The following is a 19,033-nucleotide window of genomic DNA, read 5'->3' on the forward strand; positions in this document are numbered from 1 at the left end:
GCCGCCATCCTCAACGACATCAAGAGGTTGTCCGAACCATGTGGTGGCTATGTAGGGTTCCCGTGGTTGGCCGGAGCTTTTCAGACGTCGAGCGCATCTTCTGCGCGCTGATTTTGTCCGAGCGCGGTGGCTATGAGGACAGCGCCGAGCGCGAGGAGGGCGGCAGCGACGGTGAGCGCGAGTGAGAAGCCTTCCGTCGCGGCGTGCAGGGGGTCGTTCTGCACGGTCGGCGCGTCGCCGTGGCGTGTGGCCATAGCGACAAGCACCGCCACCCCCACAGCGCCTCCGATTTGTTGGACAGAGTTCAGGACGGCCGAGCCGAGCCCGGCGTTGTCGTCGGTGGTGCCTGTGAGTGCCGCGACGGTCAGGGCAGGCAGACTCAGTCCGCACCCGAGGCTCGTGACGAGCATGCCGGGCAGTACTCCGGAAGCGTAGCCGTCGCTCGATGTCACGCCGGACAGCAGCAGCAGCCCGGCTGCGGTGATCAGGAACGACATGACGAGGGCTGGGCGCACGCCGAGCCTGATCACCGCCCGGGAGGAGAGCCACATGCCCGCCAGGATGCCGGCACCGTAGGGCAGGTAGGCGAGGCCGGCCGCGAGCGGGCGGTAGCCCAGCACGGTCTGCAGATGCACCATCAACAGGAAGGCCATCGCGTACATGGCGGCAGAGAACAGCAGGGTGGCTCCATTGGCGACGGCGCGGATCCGGAAGGACAGGAACGGCAGCGGCACCAGTGGCTCGGCAGTTCGTACCTCGACCGCGACGAAGGCGACGGCCAGGAGCACGCCGAGAACCAGGGGTCCAACAGCGGCCGTGTCCCCCCAGCTCGACTCACCGGTCTGGAGCAGTCCGTAGACCAGGGACACAAGGGCACCAGTGCCCAGCACCGCACCGGGTACGTCGAGGCGTGCCGCCTGCCCGGCCCGGCTCTCGGGGACCAGGCGCGGGAGCAGCACGACGGCCGCCAGGGCTACCGGCAGGTTGATCAGGAAGATCCAACGCCAGGACGCGAGGCCGGTCAACGCGCCGGAGATCGCCAGGCCCATCGTGCCGCCCAAAGCCGCGATGCCTCCCCAGATGCCAAATGCCTTGGCGCGCTGCTCGGTACTGGGGAACAGCAGTGTGATCAGTGCCAGCGATGCCGGGCTGGCCATGGCCGCGCCCGCGCCCTGGACGAACCGCCCGGCCACCAGTTGCCAGGGCTCCTGTGAGAGCCCGCAGACCAGGCTCGCCGCACCGAACAGCGCCACACCGGTCAGGAAGACGCGCCTGCGGCCCAGCAGGTCGGCCATGCGGCCGAACAGTAGCAACAGCCCGCCGAAGGCGAGGAAGTAGGCGTTGACGACCCAGGCCAGGCCCGCGGTGCTGAAGCCGAGGTCGTCGCGCATGCTGGGGAGCGCGACACTCACCACGGTGTCGTCCAGGACGAGCATGAACTGCACGAAGCACAGCACCACCAGGGCCGGTCCACGGCGCCCAACGGCCTCGGCACTGGCCGTGGTTGATATCGACGTCATGCCGAGCGTCCTGCCCTCGTAAGCGGGCCGTTCGCACTGCGGTGGCGCCGGTGGCGCGGATGACTAATCGGCATGAGACGACGCTATGCACCCGCCGTGCTGGCCGCGATGCGCTACAAGGCCATGTCGTATCGCATTGAGGACATAGGCTCGGGAGCATGACCGACGCCGTCGTGTGTGCCGCCCCGACCGGGGTGGGCGCAATCGTCGTTGGGAGCTTTCCGTTGGCCTCTGGCCAGTGGTTCGTCCCGCACAGTCACCCGCAACACCAGTTGGCCTGGGCGCGGCGCGGGGTGCTCGGCGTCGCTATCGACGACGCCTACTGGGTACTGCCGCGCACACGGGCGTTGTGGCTGCCCGCGAAGGTTGTCCACCGGACCGGCGCGACCCGCGGCGCGGTGCTGTGCAGCCTCTACTTCGAGCCTGACCGATGCGATCAGGACTGGACGGATCCCACTCCGGTCGGCGTCGATGGGCTGCTGGCCCACCTGATCGTCTACCTGAGCCGCGACAACCTTTCCGATGACGCACGGCTACGGGCCGAGGCGGTCGTGTTGGACCTCCTGCGCCCCTTGCCGGCCACCCCCATCGATGTGCCGGATCCCGCCGACGAGCGCGTCCGCGCGGTGGCCGACGCGCTGCTCGCCAACCCTGCGGATTCCCGGAGTCTTGACGCACACGCACGGGTTGTCGGGGTGAGCCGACGCACCCTGACCCGGCTGTTCGTCCACGACACCGGCATGAACTTCGACCGCTGGCGCACCCATGTGCGGCTGCGTGCCGCGCTTCCCCTCCTCGCTGAGGGCCAGCCTGTTTCCCGGGTCGCGCACACCGTGGGATACGCGACACCGAGCGCCTTCCTCGTTGCGTTCCGGCGCACCGTCGGCACTTCTCCAGGCCGCTACCTCAATGGCGACGCATCGTTCGGGGCAGCTGCTACGAGCACCGACCATGAATGACCACCGCGAGGGTTCGGGCCTTGGGGAGCGGGAGAGCACGGTGTCCCGCCGCGATCACTTGCGGGCGGTAGGCCCGAGTAGCCGGCACTTCGCCGCCTTGGCCGGTACCGTGTTTGCCGGTCCGGGAGGCGCTGGACGACCTTGTCACTGCTCTGCAATCTGATCGCCGTCCCGGTAAGGCTTGTCTTGTCCCCTGTGGTCGGACCGTGCTCGTGCGACGAGTGTCCGCCTGCTGCTGTCTGTGGGTGGAAGCGTCAAGGTGAACACCGTGCCGGCACCGGGCGTGCTGCTCACCCTGAGATGCCCGGCGTGGGCTTGCGCCAGCTTTCGGGCGATGGTCAGTCCGAGTCCGCTGCCGCCAGTGGTACGGCTGCGGGAGGCGTCGATTCGCCAGAATCGGTCGAAAACACGAGGCAGATCCTCAGGCGTGATACCCGTTCCGGTGTCCTCCACTTCAACGCCGTGTGGGACGGGCCGCAGCGTGACGACACCGCCCGGGGGAGTGTGCCGGATGGCGTTGGAGACGAGATTCCCGATGATCTGCCGCAGCCGGTCCGGATCGGCCACGACGTGCGCCGGCGGCCCGTCCGGAAGCGACAGCGTGACCCCGGAGTGCGCGGCCGTTCCGCGATGAGAATCGGCGACCTGTCTCAGCACCTCGTGCACGTCGCAGGCGACCGGGTGCAGCCGCAGGTCGCCGGCGTCCGCGGCGGCAAGGTCGCGTAGGTCGTCGATGACCCGCTGCAGCAGCACCGCCTCCTCCAGGAGCAGGTCGACCAGGGTCCGATCGATCAGGGCCAGCCCGTCCTGGGCCGCCTCCAGCCAGCTGCGGATGTTGGTCAGCGGCGTGCGCAGCTCGTGCGCGACGTCGCCGACCATCTCGCGCCGCCGCCGCTCCACCGCGAGCCGGCGGGCGTCGAGGTCGTTCAGCGCGGCGGCGAGGTGGCCGATCTCGTCCCGACGGTCGACCGCGACAACCGGAAACCCGCCGGTGCGGGCCGCGGCCTTGGTGAGCCGGGTCAGTGGCCGGACCAGCCGTCGCCCGGCCACGATCGTCATCAGCACGGCGGCGGCCAGCACGGCCGCGGTCACTGCGACGATTCGGGCCGTGTTGCCGGGGGAGAGGTCGAACGCGGGTGGTGGCGTGGCCGATGCCGGATCGGTGACGAACAGCAGCGCGGCCGGTGCCACGTACGGGCGCAGCTGTGCCTGCCGGGTCTGGAACGCGCATTCGCGCAGCCGCTGCCCGGCCTCGGGAGCGGCGGCGGTGAAGGCGAAGTCCTCCGGGCTGAACCAGATCTCGTCGTTGCCGGCCGGCAGCCCGGCGCAGCGCGCGGTCGCCGAGGTCAGCTCGCGCAGCGGCCCGGCCTCGGTCGTCGTGACACCGTCGAAGACCGCGCAGTGGCCGGGATCGCCGCCGCGCACGGCCGGCCGCCCGCTGGGCAGTGTGACCTTCTCGGCTTCAATCCCGGCAGCGCGCATGCATTGCAGCTCCGCGTCGACCGGTTTGTGCAGATGGGTGATCTCCGCGTCGGTCAGCCGGTAGGGCCCGACCGCGCGTGGGTCGATCCGCGCGCTGCCGGCCGAGATGCTCAGCTCGACGTTGAGCGGGTCGATCAGCGCGGACGGCCGTGCCCCGCGCAGTGACGGGCCGGGCGACGTCTCCGCGATCAGGGTCCCGCCCTCGGTCATCAGCGTGATCCGCCGGCCGGTGGGGCCATGCCGGAGCACCTGCTCCGCGCCGTCCCAGGTGGTGTTGGTGGCGGCAAGCGCGATCAGCAGGTCGTACAGAGCGCGGTCGTCGGCCAGTACCTGGCCCTGCTCCTGGCGTAGCGTGCGGGTGGTCGTCTGCACCGCGAGCCAGGCGGTGGCCGCGATGGCGCAGACCGCGATCAGGATCGAGGTGGCGAGCAGCCGGACGACCAGGCTGCGCCGCCAGGGGACCATCACGCGACCAGCTTGTAGCCGGCGCCGTACACGGTCAGCAGCCGGGTGGGCCGCCGCGGATCGTCCTCGATCTTCTTGCGCACGTTCTTCACATGCGAGTCGATGGTCCGCTCGGTCGACTCGCGCTCCAGGCCGGCCGTCTGCCGCAGCAGCTGGGTACGGCTGAACACCCGTCCGGGCGCGTCCGCCAGCGCGGCCAGGATGCCGAACTCGCCGGGCGTGCAGACGATCTCGCGCCCGTCCAGCATGACCAGGTATCGGTCCAGATGGACGGTGAGCGCACCGACCCGCCGGACGTTGCCGGGGTCGACCGGAACCCGCCGCAGCAGTGTGCGTACCCGGGCCATCAGCTGCCGCGGGCTGTACGGTTTCGTCACGTAGTCGTCGGCGCCGGTGTCCAGCCCGAGCAACACGTCGTCCTCGGCGTCTCGCGCGGTCAGCATGAGGACCGGCACGTCGGACCGGGCCCTGATCATCCGGCAGGCGGTGAGGCCGTCGAGCGCGGGCATCAGTACGTCCAGCATCACCAGGTCGATGTCTCCGGCCCGGAGCCGGTCGACCGCTTGGTTGCCGTCAGTCACGACGACTGCCCGGTGCCCTTCGGCCTCCAGGTAGCGGCGGAGCACTTCCGCCTGCCGCGGGTCATCCTCGGCGACGAGCACATTCGCGCACATGGGGGCGGATTCTAGGCCGTTACCGCCCGGTTGATCCTCGATCAAACTCACACCGTGACCCGCACGGGTTCCACACAGTCCGTGCCCATCATCGGCGGACATGCCAGACGTTCGCCGAGTCAACGACGAGGAGACGGCCGTGATGCCCGCCGTCTCCGACCCACCATCCGGAAACCACCGACCTCCGGGGGTGCGCCGCGGCGTGCTCGCTGCCGCGGTGACCGCGTTGGCGCTGGTCGCCGCAGTGGGCGTCTACTGGCTTACCGGCCGGCCCTCGGCCCCGGTTGGGCCGGGGGAGGAGACGGCGGCGGTGGCGACGCAGCCGATCGTGCGGACCGACCTGTCCGCGCGCGACCAACTGCCGGGCGCCATCGGCTTCGGTCCGCCCCGGACCGTGAAGAGCGCCCGTGAGGGCACGGTCACCTGGTTGCCGGCCGCCGGCGCCAGGATCGAGCGCGGGCAGCAACTCTTCCGGGTTGATGACATGCCCGTCCCGCTCTTTTACGGCCCGCTGCCGCTCTACCGCACGCTGGACACGGTGGGCATGATCGGCCGGGACGTGAAGATCGTCGCCGAGAACCTGAACGCGCTTGGCTACCGGGTCCGACACCAGCCGGACACGGGTGAGAAGGTCTCCCCGCAGCCGAGCGCGGGCGGAGCCCCGGTGAAGGTTCGAGACGGCGAGGGTGTCTACACCGCGGAGCTGCAGAAGGCCGTGCGCCTCTGGCAGCGTGCCACCGGCCTGCCCGAGACCGGCACGATCGCGGCCGGGGACGTTGCCGTCCAGGGCGGCGCGGTCCGGGTCGACTCGGTCACCGCGCAGACCGGCGACCCGGCCGCGTCCGCGCTGCTCACCGTCACCGCCACCGGCAAGGTGATCACGTTGCTGGCCGAGCCTGTCCGCGCCTCCTCGATCCGCCGCGGCGACCAGGTCGTCGTCAATCTGCCGGACGGTACGGCCGCGGCCGGCCACGTTTCCGCGGTCGGTGCCGGCACCACCACACCGCCGGACGGGGCGGGGGAGCAGAAGATCGCCGTCACCGTGGTCACCAAGGACCCGGCCGCGGCCGACGGGCTCGACCGCGCCGACGTGACCGTGGATCTGAACGCGCAGACCCGTGCCGGTGTACTGGCGGTGCGGGTCGGCGCGCTGCTGGCCCTGCGCGAGGGCGGGTATGCGGTGCAACTCGCGGATGGGCCGCTGATCGCCGTGCAGGTCGGCATCTTCGCCGGCGGACTGGTCGAGGTCTCCGGCGACGGCCTGGCCGAGGGTGCGCTGGTGGTGACGTCCTCGTGAGCGTCATCGAGGTCCGCCGCGCCGGCATGACGTACGCCGGCGGGATTGTCGCCCTTGACGATGTGTCCCTGCGCATCGGCGGCGGTGAGCTACTCGCGATCGTGGGCCCGTCCGGGTCGGGCAAGTCGACGCTGCTCAACATCATGGGCACGCTCGACCGCCCGACCACCGGTACCGTGCTCATCGACAACCAGGACGTCGCCGGGCTGTCCGATGCCCGGCTGTCCCGGCTGCGCGCGCGCCGCCTCGGCTTCGTCTTCCAGCGCTTCCACCTCACCGACGGCCTGACCGCGGCAGAGAATGTGGCGGTCGGGCTGCTCTATGCGGGCGTGCCCCGGCGCCGGCGGCACGCGATGGCGCTGTCCGCGATCGCCCGCGTCGGCCTGTCGCATCGGGCCGGGCACCGCCCGCACCAGCTCTCCGGCGGCGAACGGCAGCGGGTGGCGATCGCCCGGGCGCTCGCCAACGACCCGGCACTGGTGCTGGCGGACGAGCCGACCGGTGCGCTGGACACCCGGAACGGTCGGGCCGTACTCGCGCTGCTGCGCCGCCTGCATGCCGAGGGCACCACGATCGCGGTGATCACGCACGACCGGGAGATCGCGGCGTCGATGCCCCGGTGCGTCGGGATCCGCGACGGCCGGCTCGTCTCGGACACCGCCGCATGAGCCCGATCGACCTGCTCGGATTGGGCCTGCTCGGCCTGCGGACCCGCCCGGCCCGCGCCGCGCTTTCCGCGCTCGGGATCGCGATCGGCATCGCCACCATGGTCGTGGTCACCTGCATCCCGGCGTCGAGCAGCGCCACGCTGACGCGGGAGCTCTCCGCTCTCGGCACGAACATGCTGCAGGCCACCGCCCCCGCAGGACAGGCGGCCCAGGTGCCGCTGCCGGAGGAGTCGGTGTCCATGGTGGAGCGCATCGGCCCGGTGACCGCCGTGAGTGCCGTGGCGAACACCCACACCGTGATACGCCGTTCCGACCGCTCCGATCCCGGTGACGGAGCCGGGCTGACCGTCCTGACCGCGTACCTGAACCTGCCGCACGTCCTGGAAGCGCGCGTCGACCGCGGGTCGTGGCTGACCGAGGCGACCGCCCGGTTCCCGGCCGTCGTTCTCGGCGCGGTCGCCGCGACCCGGCTCGGCATCACCGACCCGGCCGTGCCGGAGGGCGGGCCGCAGGTGCGCATCGGCGATCACTGGTTTACCGTCGTCGGCATCCTGGCGGCCACGCCGCTGTCACCGGACATCGACCGGTCGGCGCTGATCGGCTGGGAGTCCGCCCGGGCCTTCACCGGCTTCGACGGGCACCCGACCGTGCTGTACATCCGGGCGCACGAGCCGGCCATCGAGGACGTGCGGGCCGTACTACCTGCCACCATCAACCCGCAGAGTCCGGCGAACGTGCAGATAACCCGGCCGTCGGAAGCGCTGACCGCGAAGCGGGCCACGGAGAACACGTACGCGGGGCTGTTTCTGGGCCTGGCCGCGGTGGCACTGCTGGTCGGCGGCGTCGGGGTGGCGAACACCATGGTGGTGTCCGTGCTGGAGCGCCGCGGTGAGATCGGCCTGCGTCGCGCGCTCGGCGCCAGCCGCTGGCACATCCGAGCCCAGTTTCTCACCGAGTCGGTGGCGCTGGCAGCGCTCGGCGGTGTCGCGGGCACCACGTTGGGCGTGCTGGCCGGGGCCGGATGGGCGGTGCACCAAGGCTGGCTGGTGGTGATCCCGGCGTCCGCGACCGCGACCGGGCTCGGCGGTGCCCTGCTGGTCGGTGTCCTGGCCGGTGTCTACCCAGCTTCGCGGGCAGCCCGGCTCACCCCGGTCGAGGCGCTCGCCTCCGCGTGACACAGGTTTCACACACTCTTCGAGAAGGATCATCACCTATGAAGGTATTTGCGCGTATCGCAGTAGTTGTTGCGGTAGTCGGCACGCTCGCCGCCTGCGGACAGGCGGACACCTCCTCACCCGAAGTGGTCACGCTTCAGACGCCCGGTGTCGCCACGACCGGCGGCGCGCCCACAGCCTCGGGGGAGGAGCGCCCGGTGATCCGGCCGGACGCCACCGAGGAAGACATCCGGCTGCTCTGGAACGGCTGGGGCAAGTGCCTGGAAGACGCCGGCGTGCCGATGAACAAGGACGCGGCCGGCAACTACGGCAAACCGGACGGTGACCTGTACGGGCAGTACCGGCCGGCGGCCGACAAGTGTGCGGTGAAGCAGCCGGAGAGCTGGATGGACCGGGAACGGCGCAGCGACCCCGACTTCGCCGACCGTCTACGCGACGCCGTCAACTGCCTGAAGGAGAAGGGCTACCAGGCACGTGTCGACCCGGAGGGCCCCCGGATTGCCTACTCCAGCACCGAGGAGTTCGCCCGCGCCGACGCGGACCAGGCCACCTGCGAACGCGAGGCGTTCAGCGAGGCCATCGCCACCTACGGCAACGGCTGACCTGTTGTCACACTTGTTGGTGACGATCGCACGGAGAAGGTTCCGCGACCCGGCTGGTCAGGATCCATAGAGTTCCGTCTCGGAGATGGCCGGGCTGCCGCTGTCGGAGCGTCCCAGGCGGGCTGCGGAGCCGAACATGGGTCCATGGGCGCGCTGGAGCCCGGCGAACCTCCCGAAGCCGAGCGGTTTGGGCACGTCGTCGTAGACGGCCTCCATGCCGCCCCGTAGCGAGTACGTCTCGTGCCAGAACCCGGTGCCGCCGGAGTCCTGGAGGAAGTTCAGCCACCACTGCCGGTGTGGCTCGGAGCGGGCGAAGGCGAGTAGTGAGGGCAGGTCGCGCCAGTACTGGCGCATGCCCATGTTCATCGGGAAGAACGAGTAGTACACGGGCTCGTGCAGCAGCAGTCCGTCGGGTTTGTCCGCGACCGATTGACTGATCTTCCGGCCGAAGCTGAAGAATGTCCGGATCCCGTAAAGGTGGTTCACCCGCATGCCGAGGTAGAGGACCAGGAGGTCAGGGTAGGCGGACAGATCGACGGTCTGACGGTTCACTCTGGTTGGCATCGCGAACTCCTCAATGGTCTGCCGTTGTCCGGCCGCCGCCGTCCGGACTCGGCTTCGATGGATGGCCTGGGGTAGGGGCGGCGGCAGTAGTACACCAGGGCAGGCGGGGCACCGCCGCGGTAGTCACCTGGGCCAACGCCGGGCCGGTCGGCGCGACCGCGCCGACCGTCAAACGCCGGGCCGCTCGGTGTGACCGCGCCGACCGGCGGCGGATCGCGCACGAACTGGCGTCCCTCTGGACGGCCAGCAGAGGACGGGGACCCGTGGACCCCACTTCCGGACGGACTCCCTTTTCTTCGACCTCATTCCCGCAACGTAGGTCCACCCACTTGACGAGAACGGAATTTGTTCTGGATTCACCGGCCCGGTGCGGGCATGGCCTTGTTCAGTGCCTGTCAAGTAGGCGTTCGTACGGTGAGTCGGCTGGTCAACGAACTGAAGCCGAAGGGGTCCACACCGATGACGACCACTCGCCGTACACTGCTGGCCGGATCGGCCGCAGCCGCAGCCGGCGCCGCGCTCGGAGCGCCCGCCGCGCAGGCACACTCAGGGCGCGGCGGCATGCAAAAACCCACCGTGGTACTGGTACACGGCGCGTTCGCGGACGCCTCGGGCTGGAACGCCGTCGCCGGGCGGCTCATCCGCGCCGGCTACCCGGTCATCGCACCGGCGAACCCGCTGCGCGGGGTGGCCGCCGACTCCGCCTATCTGGCCAGCGTCCTGGCCACCATCGGCGGCCCGCTGGTGCTCGCCGCACACTCCTACGGCGGCCTCGTCGTGACAAACGCCGCGACCGGCAACAGCAACGTCAAGGCGCTGGTCTACGTGGCCGCCTTCGCGGCGGATCAGGGTGAGACGCTGCTGGGCTTGCAGACCACGTACCCGGGAAGCATGCTCAGCGAGACGGCGCTGGACTTCCGTCCGCACGGTGCGGGCGTCGATGGATACATCAAGAAGGCGGTCTTCCGAGACGTATTCGCCGGAGACGTCCCCAGGGCGACCACCGATCTGATGTGGGCCGGTCAGCGACCGGCTGACCTGCGCACGTTGCAGGAGCCGTCAGGCGTGCCGGCCTGGAAGACGACTCCTTCCTGGTACCTCGTGGCCCGCGACGACAACGTGCTGCCCGCCGCGGCGCAGCGGTTCATGGCGCGGCGGGCCGGCGCACGCACCGTCGAGGTCGCCGCCTCGCACGTCGCGATGATTTCCCAGCCCGCCGCGACAGCCGAGCTCATCATGCGCGCTGCCTGCTGAGGACGAGATGATGCATCAGCGCGCATACGAACGCCAGTGCACCGCGGAGGAGCAGCGGCACACGTCCGCGAAGTCGGCTATCGGCAAGCCGAAGCTGACCCTGTTCGCGCTGGCGCTGGGCACCTTCGCGATCGGCACCGGCGAGTTCGGCAGCAACGGCATCATCCAGCTGTTCGCGTCCGACCTGGACGTGTCGATCCCGGTCGCGACGTACGCGATCACCGCGTACGCCGTCGGGGTGATGGTCGGCTCTCCGGCCATCACTCTGCTCGCCGCCCGGGTCAACCGGCGCACCCTGCTCCTCGGCCTCATTCTGCTGTTCCTGGTGGGCAACGGGCTTTCCGCGCTGGCTCCGAACATCGCGCTGCTGGTCGTCTTCCGGTTCGTCGCAGGCAGCGTGCAGGGCGCGTTCTTCGGCGCCGGCGCCGTGGTCGCCGCTTATGTGTACGGGCCGGGCAAGGGCGGCAAGGCGTTCGCCACCGTGATGGGCGGGCTCACCGTCGCCACCATCTTCGGGTCGCCGCTGGGCACCTTCATCGGCCAGCACGCCGGCTGGAGCGTCATGTACTGGACCGTGGTCGCCGTCGGGCTGCTCGCCGGCACCGCCCTGGTGGCCTGGCTGCCACGCACCGACGACCTGCGCGGCAGCTCCATCACCAACGAACTGGGCGCGCTGCGCCGGGTCAACGTCTGGCTGATGGTCGCCGTCGCGGCGCTCGGCATCTCGAGCATCTTCGCCGTTTACACGTTCATCGGCCCGTTCGTCACCGACGCCGCGGGGAGGGACGCGACACTCATCCCGATCGCGCTCGCTGTGTTCGGCATCGGCATGGCGGTCGGCAACACCCTCGGCGGACGCGTCGCCGACCGGTACGAACACCGCGGTCTGATCTGGGGTTACGGCGGGGTCCTGGCGGTCCTGGCGCTGATCGGTGTGGCCGGCAGCGATCTGGTCATCCTGCTGCCGTGCCTGTTCGGCGTCGGCGCGACCATGATGCTCGCGATCCCCACCATCCAGGTCCGGCTGACCACCTTCGCCCCGGACGCCCCGACCCTGATGGGCGCGCTCAACCTCGCCGCCCTCAATCTGGCCAACTCGCTCGGCGCGATCGGCGGCGCGATCACCCTCGACGCCGGCTGGGGCACCCTGTCCACCGTCTGGGCCGGCGCCATCCTCACCACCGCTGGCCTGCTGCTGTACATCCTGACCGTCGCCCTCGCCCGGCCCGTACAACTTCCTGCCGTTGCGAGGCCCGTTTCTCATTTCGTCGAAACGAAAGGTTGATCAATCGTGAGCCGGAAGCCGACTATCGTGCTGGTGCACGGCGCCTTCGCTGGCGGAAGCGGGTTCCGCCCGGTCGCTGAGCGGCTGGTCGCCGCTGGCTATCCGGTGGCCGCCGCACCGAATCCGCTGCGAGGGCTCGCCTTCGACACGGAGCAGGTGCGGGCGCTGCTGGACAGCATCGAGGGGCCGATCGTGCTGGTCGGACACTCCTACGGCGGTGCGGTTATCTCCGCGGCTGCCCTCGGAAACGCGAACGTAAAGGCACTGGTCTACCTGGCGGCGTTCGTGCCGGAGACGGGCGAGAGCGTACAGGCGCTGGTCGAGAAGTATCCCGGCAGCACCGTGGGCGAGTCCTTGAAACCAGTGCGGCTGCCGGGTGGCCAGGTCGACCTCTACATCGACCCGCGGGTGTTCCACGCGCACTTCGCGGCCGACCTGCCGACCGGGGAAGCCGAGATCCTGGCGATCACGCAGCGCCCGGCCACCGCCGCCGCCCTCGGCGAGCCAGCCTCCGGGCCGCAGGCCTGGCACACCATCCCGAACTACCACCTGATCAGCGGCGGGGACCGGATCATCCCGCCGGCGGCGCAGGAGTTCATGGCCCGGCGCTCGGGCGCCACCGTCGAAGTGGTCGAAGGCGCCTCGCACCTCGTGTTCGTCTCACACCCGGCCACCACGGTGGCCCTCATCGACAAGGCGGCGACCGAGTATGCGTAAGTGAGTGTTTGAGAAGGGTCTATGCGGGCGGTTGGTGGTAGGAGTTCGTCTGGCCCGGGTTCTGTGGGAACCCGCAGTCGCCCAGCGACGTCGGAGTCCCGGTCGCTCCGGGACCGGGCGGCGTACCGGACTGGGCAACCCGGCCGCGCTGTGGTCAGTTCCCCTTCACACAGAACTCGTTGCCGTCGGGATCGGCCAGCACGACGGCGCCGTCCTCACCGACCTCGAGCCGCGTGGCCCCGAGGGAGAGCAGCCGGTCGACCTCCGCCGGCTGGTCGCCACCGACCGGGACGAGGTCGAAGCGCTGCCGGTTCCGTACCTCTTTCGGGGCCACCGGCGGGCCTCCCCACGCGACCTTCGTGCCGCCGTGCGGTGACTGGATCGCGGTCTCCTGGTCCTGGTCCCACACCAGCGGCCAGCCCAGCGCCTCGCTCCAGAAGAGGCCGACCTCCCGGGTGCCGTCGCAGGCGAGTTCCCCGAGCAGGCCACACCCGGCGAGGAAGGCGTTGCCCGGCTCGATCACGCAGAACTCGTTGCCCTCGGGGTCGGCCAGGACGATATGTCCCTCCTCGGGGCGCTGGCCGACGTCGAGGTGGCTGGCGCCGAGCCCCAGCGCCGTCGCCACCGTGTGCTGCTGGTCGGCGAGGCTGGTGCTGGTCAGGTGGAGGTGTATCCAGTTCAGCCCCACCTTCGCCGCGTCACTCGGGACGAACCGGAGGCCGAGCTGGGTCTCGTCGCCGGGCAGGAACGCATCACCGGCTTCCTCGACGACCTCCCGGCCGAGCAGACCGGCCCAGAACCGCGCCAGCCGAGCCGGGTCGTACGCGTCGAAGGTCACCGCCAGCAGTCGCGAAAGCATCACCACACGGTAGACGCGGGCCCGCAAGACAACAAAGGCATTTCCGAGCAGGGCGTACGTGACTCCGATGAGCGGGAGCAGCGCTGCCGAACGGTCGAGACGACGGAGGGCATTCTGCGAACAGCGAAAAACCCGACGGATTTGTTACATCCCTTGTGGACACAAGGAATCCGCCTTTCCGTTGCAGGGTTGGACATCGGCTGTTCACCTTTCGGTGCCGCCTACGGTGCGGTAGGGCCGCGATGGTGTGGGGTGGCGTGCCCGCCGGCCCGGCTTGGCGGTGGACGCACATATTGACGAGTGTATTGAGACGCTCGTTTACTGTGCAAGGGAGAGTTGAACCGTGCGTGTCCCTCGATCGAGGCGCAAATTCATAGGGTGGGGAGCGGCCATTTCGATGGCGCTCACCCTCTCCACGACGGCGTTCGTTGCCCAGCCCCATGCTGCTGCGGCCGAAAGCCCCTTCCCCGCGACCGACGTCCCGTCGCAGATCTCGATGCTGTACGGCCCGGACGGATCCGGACCGGTGTCGATGCGGTTCGCGTGGGTGACCGACCCCGACGTCACCAGGTCGGTACTGGAATACGCGACCAAGGCGTCGTACGACGCGACCGGTCGGCTCGACCAGCGCGTCGAGGGCCGCTGGGAGCGGGCCGACATCAACGTGGCCACCAGCCAGCCGATCAACGGCCACAAGGTCGAGGTCGACGGACTGGCTCCGGGCACGGAGTACGTCTACCGGGTCGGCGACGGCGGCTCGCTGGTCAGCGAGGTCGCCTCGTTCACCACCCGTGCGGCGGCGGTGGAAGAGTTTTCCTTCCACTGGTACACGGACCCGCAGATGAACGACTACGAGGGCTACGTCGAGACGATGGTCCCGGCGATGGATCGGGCCTTCGGCGAGGTACCCGACCCGGCGTTCATGCTGTTCACCGGTGACCTGGTCAACCACAGCTACAAGTCCCAGGAGTGGGACGGCTTCTTCAAGGCGCTGGAGCCCCGGACGGCGAGCATCCCGACGTACTTCACGATCGGCAACCACGAGTACGAGGGCAATCCCGGCGACGGCTACCTCGACTGGGAGTCGCCCGACCCGTACTTCACGAATTTCGCGGCTCGTACCAACATCCCCCCGAACGGCCCGGCCTACTTCGGTGCCGCCGGCGGTCTGCCGACCGCGGTCGGCGAGGAGGCCAGGACACTGCGCAACACCGCCTACTACTTCGAGTACGGCGATGCCCTGTTCGTGGTGCTCAACCACTTCGACCAGCTGAAGCTGTCCGAGTTGCGGCCGCAGCTCGACTGGTTGAAGACGGTCGTGCAGGCGTCGGACGCGAAGTGGAAGATCGCGGCCTACCACCACGGCCCCTACCTGGGTCGGCGTAACCACCCGTCGAACTACCTCGAGATCACCCGGGCGTTCGACCAGGCCGGCATCGACCTGTCGATCTCCGGCCACGACGGCATGTACCTGCGCACCCACCCGATGAAGGACGACCTGGTCGCCGGGGATGGTGCGGGCACGCCGTACCTCACCGGTGCCGCGGCGGGCGACGGGCAGGGCTACACCTGGAACCCGGAGATCGCGGGCGACTACACCGCGGTCTACAAGGACAACCAGGAAGCCAGCTACCAGACCGTCTCGGTCTCCCCGGAACGGATCGCGATCACCTCCACCAGCCGCGATCCCCGGACCGGCGGCTACAGCGTCAACGACACCTTCGAGATCACCCGGTCCCTGCCCTCCTCGCTGGAGAGCTGGGTGCCGCCGGCCTCCCCCGAGCCCGTACTCGACAAGGACTTCCCGCCCCTGGTCGAGGGCACCTACCAGATCAGCACGCCCCAGCAGTTGAGGTATCTGAGCAACAACCTCGGTGACGGGTTCGGGCAGCTACCGCTGGACGGTCACTACGTGCTGACCAGGGACATCGACCTGCAACACCTGCGCGGGTTCCGCCCGCTGGGTCTGCCGGCCGTGAACGCCGAGGAGGTCGGCCCGGGCTTCACCGGAACCTTCGACGGCGGGGGCCACTCGATCAACGGTCTCCACCTCGGGTACGACCAGGGCTGGGAGCTCGATGACGAGCCTTCGCCCACGGGTTTCGTGGGCCGGCTCGGTACGGGCGGTGTGGTCCGCGACCTGGGACTCGTCGACGTGGACTACCGCGACACCGAAGGCCCGGTCGGCGGCGTCGCCGGGGTGGTCGACGGCGGCACCCTGGACCGGGTGTTCGTCGCCGGCAGCGTGGACGGTGCCCGGGACACCGCGGGCGGCCTGGTCGGCGTGCTCGACGGTGGCTCCGTGACGGACTCGTACGCGACGGTGAACCTCGACGGCGAAGCCACCACGGCGGGCCTGGTCGGTGAGATCATCGGCGCGTCGACCGTCGAGCGCAGTCTCGCGGCCGGCGCGGTGATCACCACCGGGGACGCCGGTGGCGCGGTCGGCCACGTACGGTCCGCCGACGCCGTGTTGCGCGGCCTCGTCGCGGCGAACCGCGCCGTCACCGGAGCCACCGCCGGCAAGCTCTTCGCCGCCGCGGTCGCCGAGGCGAAGGTGGCCGACAACGTCGTGTGGGCCGACGTGCCGCTGACCGGCACGAAGGTCGCGCAGCGCGGCATCAGCGAACTCACCCAGGATGGCCTCACCGGCCAGGAGACCTACCAGGGTCTCGGCTGGGACTTCGGGACGGTTTGGGCGTGGCAGCCGGCCACCAGCTCGGCCGTCGCCTACCCGCAGCTCGCCGGCCTGTCCGGTCAGGTCAACACGCTGCCCTTCACCAACAAGGCGGCCCTGGCGGCCCTGTTGGCTACGGTGACCGGCGGGAACGCCCCGAAACCGGCCGGCTACACGCCGTACAGCTACCAGTTCCTCGCGGCGACCGTAGTCCGCGCCGGCGCCGTGCTGGACGACCCGTACGCGTCGCAGACCAGGGCCGACGCCGCCGTCGCCGACCTGACCACCGCGATCACGTTCCTCAACCCGCTCGTGACGGAGAAGCAGTTCCGGGCCGCGAGCATCGAGGAGCTTCGCTTCCGCATCGCCGAGATCGGCAGCGGCGAGGAGACGATCTGGATCACCGACGACCTCGTCGCCGATGACCAGGGCGGGGCGATCCAGGTCGACGCCGGCAAGATCCGCCTCACCGCGGACGCGCCGACCACGCTCACCGCGACCGGCAACGTCTACTTCAACGTGGACGATGCGCAGCTCACGGTCGGTCCGAACCTGACGATCGCGCAGAGTGCCGACAGCACCGCGCTGGCGGCGTTTCTCATGGTGCGCAACAAGGGTCACCTCGCGGTCGAAGACGCGACGATCCGGTCGGACGCCACCATGTCCGGCTCGCAGGGCGTCATCGTCACCGAGGGCTCCGGCCCGACCGTCACGGTCGACCGGTCCGCCGTCAGCGGCAAGGGCGCCCGCACCATCTACGCCTACAACGCGGGCCCACTGTTCACGATCACCGACAGCGCGATCACCAACACCAACACCGCGCTCTACCGCAGTGAGTACGTGCTGAACGGCAGCACGGTGATCACCGGCGGTACCGGTGGCGGCGCGGCGATCCACGACTTCCGTGGTAGCGAGGTCGCCGGGACGGTCGCGGACAAGGTCGTCACGCTCAGCAAGGCCGGTACCGGGCTCGCGGTGACCGACCCGGCGTACACGATCACCTATGTCGTGACCGAGCCCGGCGCCGCGGGGCCGGGCGACCTCCAGGCCGGCGTCGCCTACACCGAGCCGATCGCCCTCCCCGAAGGAGGCATCGTCTGGGCCGCGCTGACCCACGGAGGCCGCCACGGCATCATCAGGTCCTTCGTCGTCGAAGCACCCCAAGGTCCCGGCGACCCGTCGCCGGCCTGCCTCGCCGCCCGGAAGCAGGCTGACGCGGCAGCACGGGGCGTGGACAAGGCCGACGAGGCCGTCCAGAAGGCCCGGGCGAAGGTCCAGGACGCCGAGGCCAAGTTCGAGAGGGCCGTGGTGAGCGGGAAACCGGCCCAGGCCATCAAGCAGGCCGAGGAGAAGGTCACGAAGGCCAAGGTCCAGCTCGAGGAGACCGAGGCCACGCTGGCGACGGCGCAGACCACCCACGCGGCCGCGCTCGCTCAGGTGACCGCCGCCTGTCCGTAACACCGCAGGATCCGGGGCCGCCTACGTCAGCCAGGCGGTAGGTGGCCCCGGCCCGCCGGACGTCGAGCGGCAGGGTGCGCGAGAGATGGCGGACCAGGGGCAACCAAGATCGAATCAAAGAAATTAAGGTTCGGGCGTTGCCGGCTTAAAAAAATCAAGGTAAAAATGAATGGTGGGCAGTCGCCGAGAGTGAGGGAGCCGAGGGTGGACTGGCAGGAACTGACGGACCTGACGCACGGGCGGTCGTTCGTGGTCGAGCGGGTCCGCCTCGTCGGCAACGGCGTCGTGATCGAGGGTCAGTTCGAGCCGCCGCAGCTGGCTCAGCTCAGCATCGACGACCAGGTGTTCGTCGCCGCGTTCGTGCGGTCGCACGGTTCGATCAAGGAGATGGAGCGGATCTTCGGGGTGAGTTACCCGACGATCAAGTCTCGGCTGAACCGGATCGCCGAGCAGCTCGACTTCGTCGACACCGACCCGGCGCCCAGCGGCGCCGACGTCGTCGACCGGCTGCGGCGGGGGGAGATCAGCGTGCAGCAGGCCCTCGCTGAGTTGGAGGGGTCCAGATGATCCCGCACCTGGTGACGTATCGCCAACGCCGTCACGACGGCCGCTGGCTGCGGGTGTACGTCCCCGTACTGCCGGTCGTGCTCCTGCTGTCACCGCTGCTGCTGCTCGCCGTGCTGGGCGGAGTGGTCGCCTGCCTCATCTTCGGGGTGAGTCCGGTGGGTGCGCTGCGCGGGGCCGGGCGACTGCTGTGGGCGCTGCCCGGCGCCCGGTTCGAGATCGAGCAGGGCCGAATGGCCGTGCTGGTAAGCGTCAGATAAGTCGGAGGGGGAGGAGCGACAATGAACGAGCAGCGCCGCCAGATCCTACAGATGCTGGCCGAGGGCAAGATCACCGCGGACGAGGCCGAGCGGCTGATCGACGCCATCGAACGAGAGCAACCCGAGTCGCCGCCGGGAAGCGCGCTCCGCCCGAAGCCCCGACCCAAGTACCTGCGTGTGGTGATGAACTCGGAGGACAACGTCGGCGCCGACGGGCCAACCCGGATCAACGTCCGGGTCCCGCTACAACTGCTGCGCGCCGGGGTACGGCTCACCAGCCTCATCCCTCCGCAGGCGCTCACCCAGGTCAACGCCAAGCTGCACGAGTCGGGGGTACCCATCGACCTCACCCAGCTCAAGCCGCAGCACATCGAGGACCTCATCGAACAACTCGACGACCTCACCGTCGACCTCGACGACCCCGGCACCAAGATGCAGGTGTTCTGCGAGTGACGCCATCGCGACGCCGGACGCCCGCCCGGACCACGGGGTCGGGCGGCCCGTCCGGCCGGCGAGCCGTACCTCCGACGGCAACACCACCGTCCGCCGTTCC

General features: G+C 69.8%; 17 protein-coding genes. 12 read left to right on the plus strand and 5 right to left on the minus strand.

The window, feature by feature from the left end:
- Nucleotides 1–80: 80 nt before the first annotated feature.
- A complete protein-coding gene (locus tag Pma05_RS40085; protein WP_203862776.1) occupies nt 81–1,520 on the minus strand; it encodes an MFS transporter in 1,440 nt (479 codons plus the stop codon).
- A 158-nt stretch (nt 1,521–1,678) separates the two neighbouring features.
- Between Pma05_RS40085 and Pma05_RS40090 the strand changes: the two genes are divergently transcribed.
- Entirely contained in the window at nt 1,679–2,479 is an 801-nt protein-coding gene (locus Pma05_RS40090) for a helix-turn-helix domain-containing protein (RefSeq protein WP_203862777.1), read from the plus strand.
- Between the two features lie 144 nt (nt 2,480–2,623).
- On the opposite strand, the gene Pma05_RS40095 is transcribed toward Pma05_RS40090, so the two are convergent.
- Both Pma05_RS40095 and Pma05_RS40100 read right to left on the minus strand, forming a co-directional pair.
- Nucleotides 2,624–4,426 (minus strand): HAMP domain-containing sensor histidine kinase, encoded by a 1,803-nt coding sequence (locus tag Pma05_RS40095; protein WP_203862812.1) that lies wholly within the window; start codon nt 4,424–4,426, stop codon nt 2,624–2,626.
- Nucleotides 4,426–5,100 (minus strand): response regulator, encoded by a 675-nt coding sequence (locus Pma05_RS40100; protein ID WP_203862778.1) that lies wholly within the window; start codon nt 5,098–5,100, stop codon nt 4,426–4,428. The genes Pma05_RS40095 and Pma05_RS40100 overlap by 1 nt, the downstream gene beginning before the upstream one ends.
- Nucleotides 5,101–5,200: 100 nt before the next feature.
- Between Pma05_RS40100 and Pma05_RS40105 the strand changes: the two genes are divergently transcribed.
- The 4 genes from Pma05_RS40105 to Pma05_RS40120 all read left to right on the plus strand — a co-directional run bounded on the left by Pma05_RS40105 (nt 5,201) and on the right by Pma05_RS40120 (nt 8,842).
- A complete protein-coding gene (locus Pma05_RS40105; RefSeq protein WP_203862779.1) occupies nt 5,201–6,397 on the plus strand; it encodes an efflux RND transporter periplasmic adaptor subunit in 1,197 nt (398 codons plus the stop codon).
- A 26-nt stretch (nt 6,398–6,423) separates the two neighbouring features.
- Nucleotides 6,424–7,065: an ABC transporter ATP-binding protein gene (locus Pma05_RS40110; protein ID WP_203862813.1), complete on the plus strand. Its 642-nt coding sequence runs from the start codon at nt 6,424–6,426 to the stop codon at nt 7,063–7,065.
- A complete protein-coding gene (locus Pma05_RS40115; protein WP_203862780.1) occupies nt 7,062–8,240 on the plus strand; it encodes an ABC transporter permease in 1,179 nt (392 codons plus the stop codon). Before Pma05_RS40110 ends, Pma05_RS40115 begins: the two co-directional genes overlap by 4 nt.
- Before the next feature lie 197 nt (nt 8,241–8,437).
- On the plus strand, nt 8,438–8,842 hold the full coding sequence (locus Pma05_RS40120; protein WP_203862781.1) for a hypothetical protein: 405 nt from the start codon (nt 8,438–8,440) through the stop codon (nt 8,840–8,842).
- A gap of 57 nt (nt 8,843–8,899) precedes the next feature.
- On the opposite strand, the gene Pma05_RS40125 is transcribed toward Pma05_RS40120, so the two are convergent.
- Nucleotides 8,900–9,406, minus strand: a complete 507-nt coding sequence (locus Pma05_RS40125) for a monooxygenase family protein (protein WP_203862782.1) — start codon at nt 9,404–9,406, stop codon at nt 8,900–8,902.
- 414 nt (nt 9,407–9,820) lie between these two features.
- Here Pma05_RS40125 and Pma05_RS40130 point away from each other — a divergent pair, with 414 nt between their 5' ends.
- The 3 genes from Pma05_RS40130 to Pma05_RS40140 are packed head-to-tail and all read left to right on the plus strand — an operon-like array spanning nt 9,821 to nt 12,662.
- A complete protein-coding gene (locus Pma05_RS40130) occupies nt 9,821–10,660 on the plus strand; it encodes an alpha/beta fold hydrolase (RefSeq protein WP_239314130.1) in 840 nt (279 codons plus the stop codon).
- A 10-nt stretch (nt 10,661–10,670) separates the two neighbouring features.
- The gene (locus tag Pma05_RS40135) at nt 10,671–11,945 is read left to right on the plus strand and encodes an MFS transporter (RefSeq protein ID WP_203862783.1); all 1,275 of its coding nucleotides are present in this window, start codon (nt 10,671–10,673) and stop codon (nt 11,943–11,945) included.
- A gap of 6 nt (nt 11,946–11,951) precedes the next feature.
- A complete protein-coding gene (locus Pma05_RS40140; RefSeq protein WP_239314132.1) occupies nt 11,952–12,662 on the plus strand; it encodes an alpha/beta fold hydrolase in 711 nt (236 codons plus the stop codon).
- Between the two features lie 154 nt (nt 12,663–12,816).
- Here Pma05_RS40140 and Pma05_RS40145 read toward each other — a convergent pair whose 3' ends face one another.
- Nucleotides 12,817–13,521, minus strand: a complete 705-nt coding sequence (locus tag Pma05_RS40145; RefSeq protein ID WP_203862784.1) for a VOC family protein — start codon at nt 13,519–13,521, stop codon at nt 12,817–12,819.
- A gap of 397 nt (nt 13,522–13,918) precedes the next feature.
- Between Pma05_RS40145 and Pma05_RS40150 the strand changes: the two genes are divergently transcribed.
- From Pma05_RS40150 to Pma05_RS40165, 4 genes are all read left to right on the plus strand, one after another.
- Nucleotides 13,919–17,656, plus strand: a complete 3,738-nt coding sequence (locus Pma05_RS40150; RefSeq protein ID WP_203862785.1) for a purple acid phosphatase family protein — start codon at nt 13,919–13,921, stop codon at nt 17,654–17,656.
- 204 nt (nt 17,657–17,860) lie between these two features.
- Nucleotides 17,861–18,223, plus strand: coding sequence for a DUF2089 domain-containing protein (locus tag Pma05_RS40155; protein ID WP_203862786.1), 363 nt, complete (start codon nt 17,861–17,863; stop codon nt 18,221–18,223).
- Nucleotides 18,220–18,480: a hypothetical protein gene (locus Pma05_RS40160; protein ID WP_239314134.1), complete on the plus strand. Its 261-nt coding sequence runs from the start codon at nt 18,220–18,222 to the stop codon at nt 18,478–18,480. The genes Pma05_RS40155 and Pma05_RS40160 overlap by 4 nt, the downstream gene beginning before the upstream one ends.
- A gap of 21 nt (nt 18,481–18,501) precedes the next feature.
- The gene (locus tag Pma05_RS40165; protein WP_203862787.1) at nt 18,502–18,933 is read left to right on the plus strand and encodes an SHOCT-like domain-containing protein; all 432 of its coding nucleotides are present in this window, start codon (nt 18,502–18,504) and stop codon (nt 18,931–18,933) included.
- Nucleotides 18,934–19,033: the final 100 nt, after the last annotated feature.

Origin of the sequence: Plantactinospora mayteni (assembly GCF_016862935.1) — a bacterium.
Lineage (GTDB): Bacteria > Actinomycetota > Actinomycetes > Mycobacteriales > Micromonosporaceae > Plantactinospora > Plantactinospora mayteni.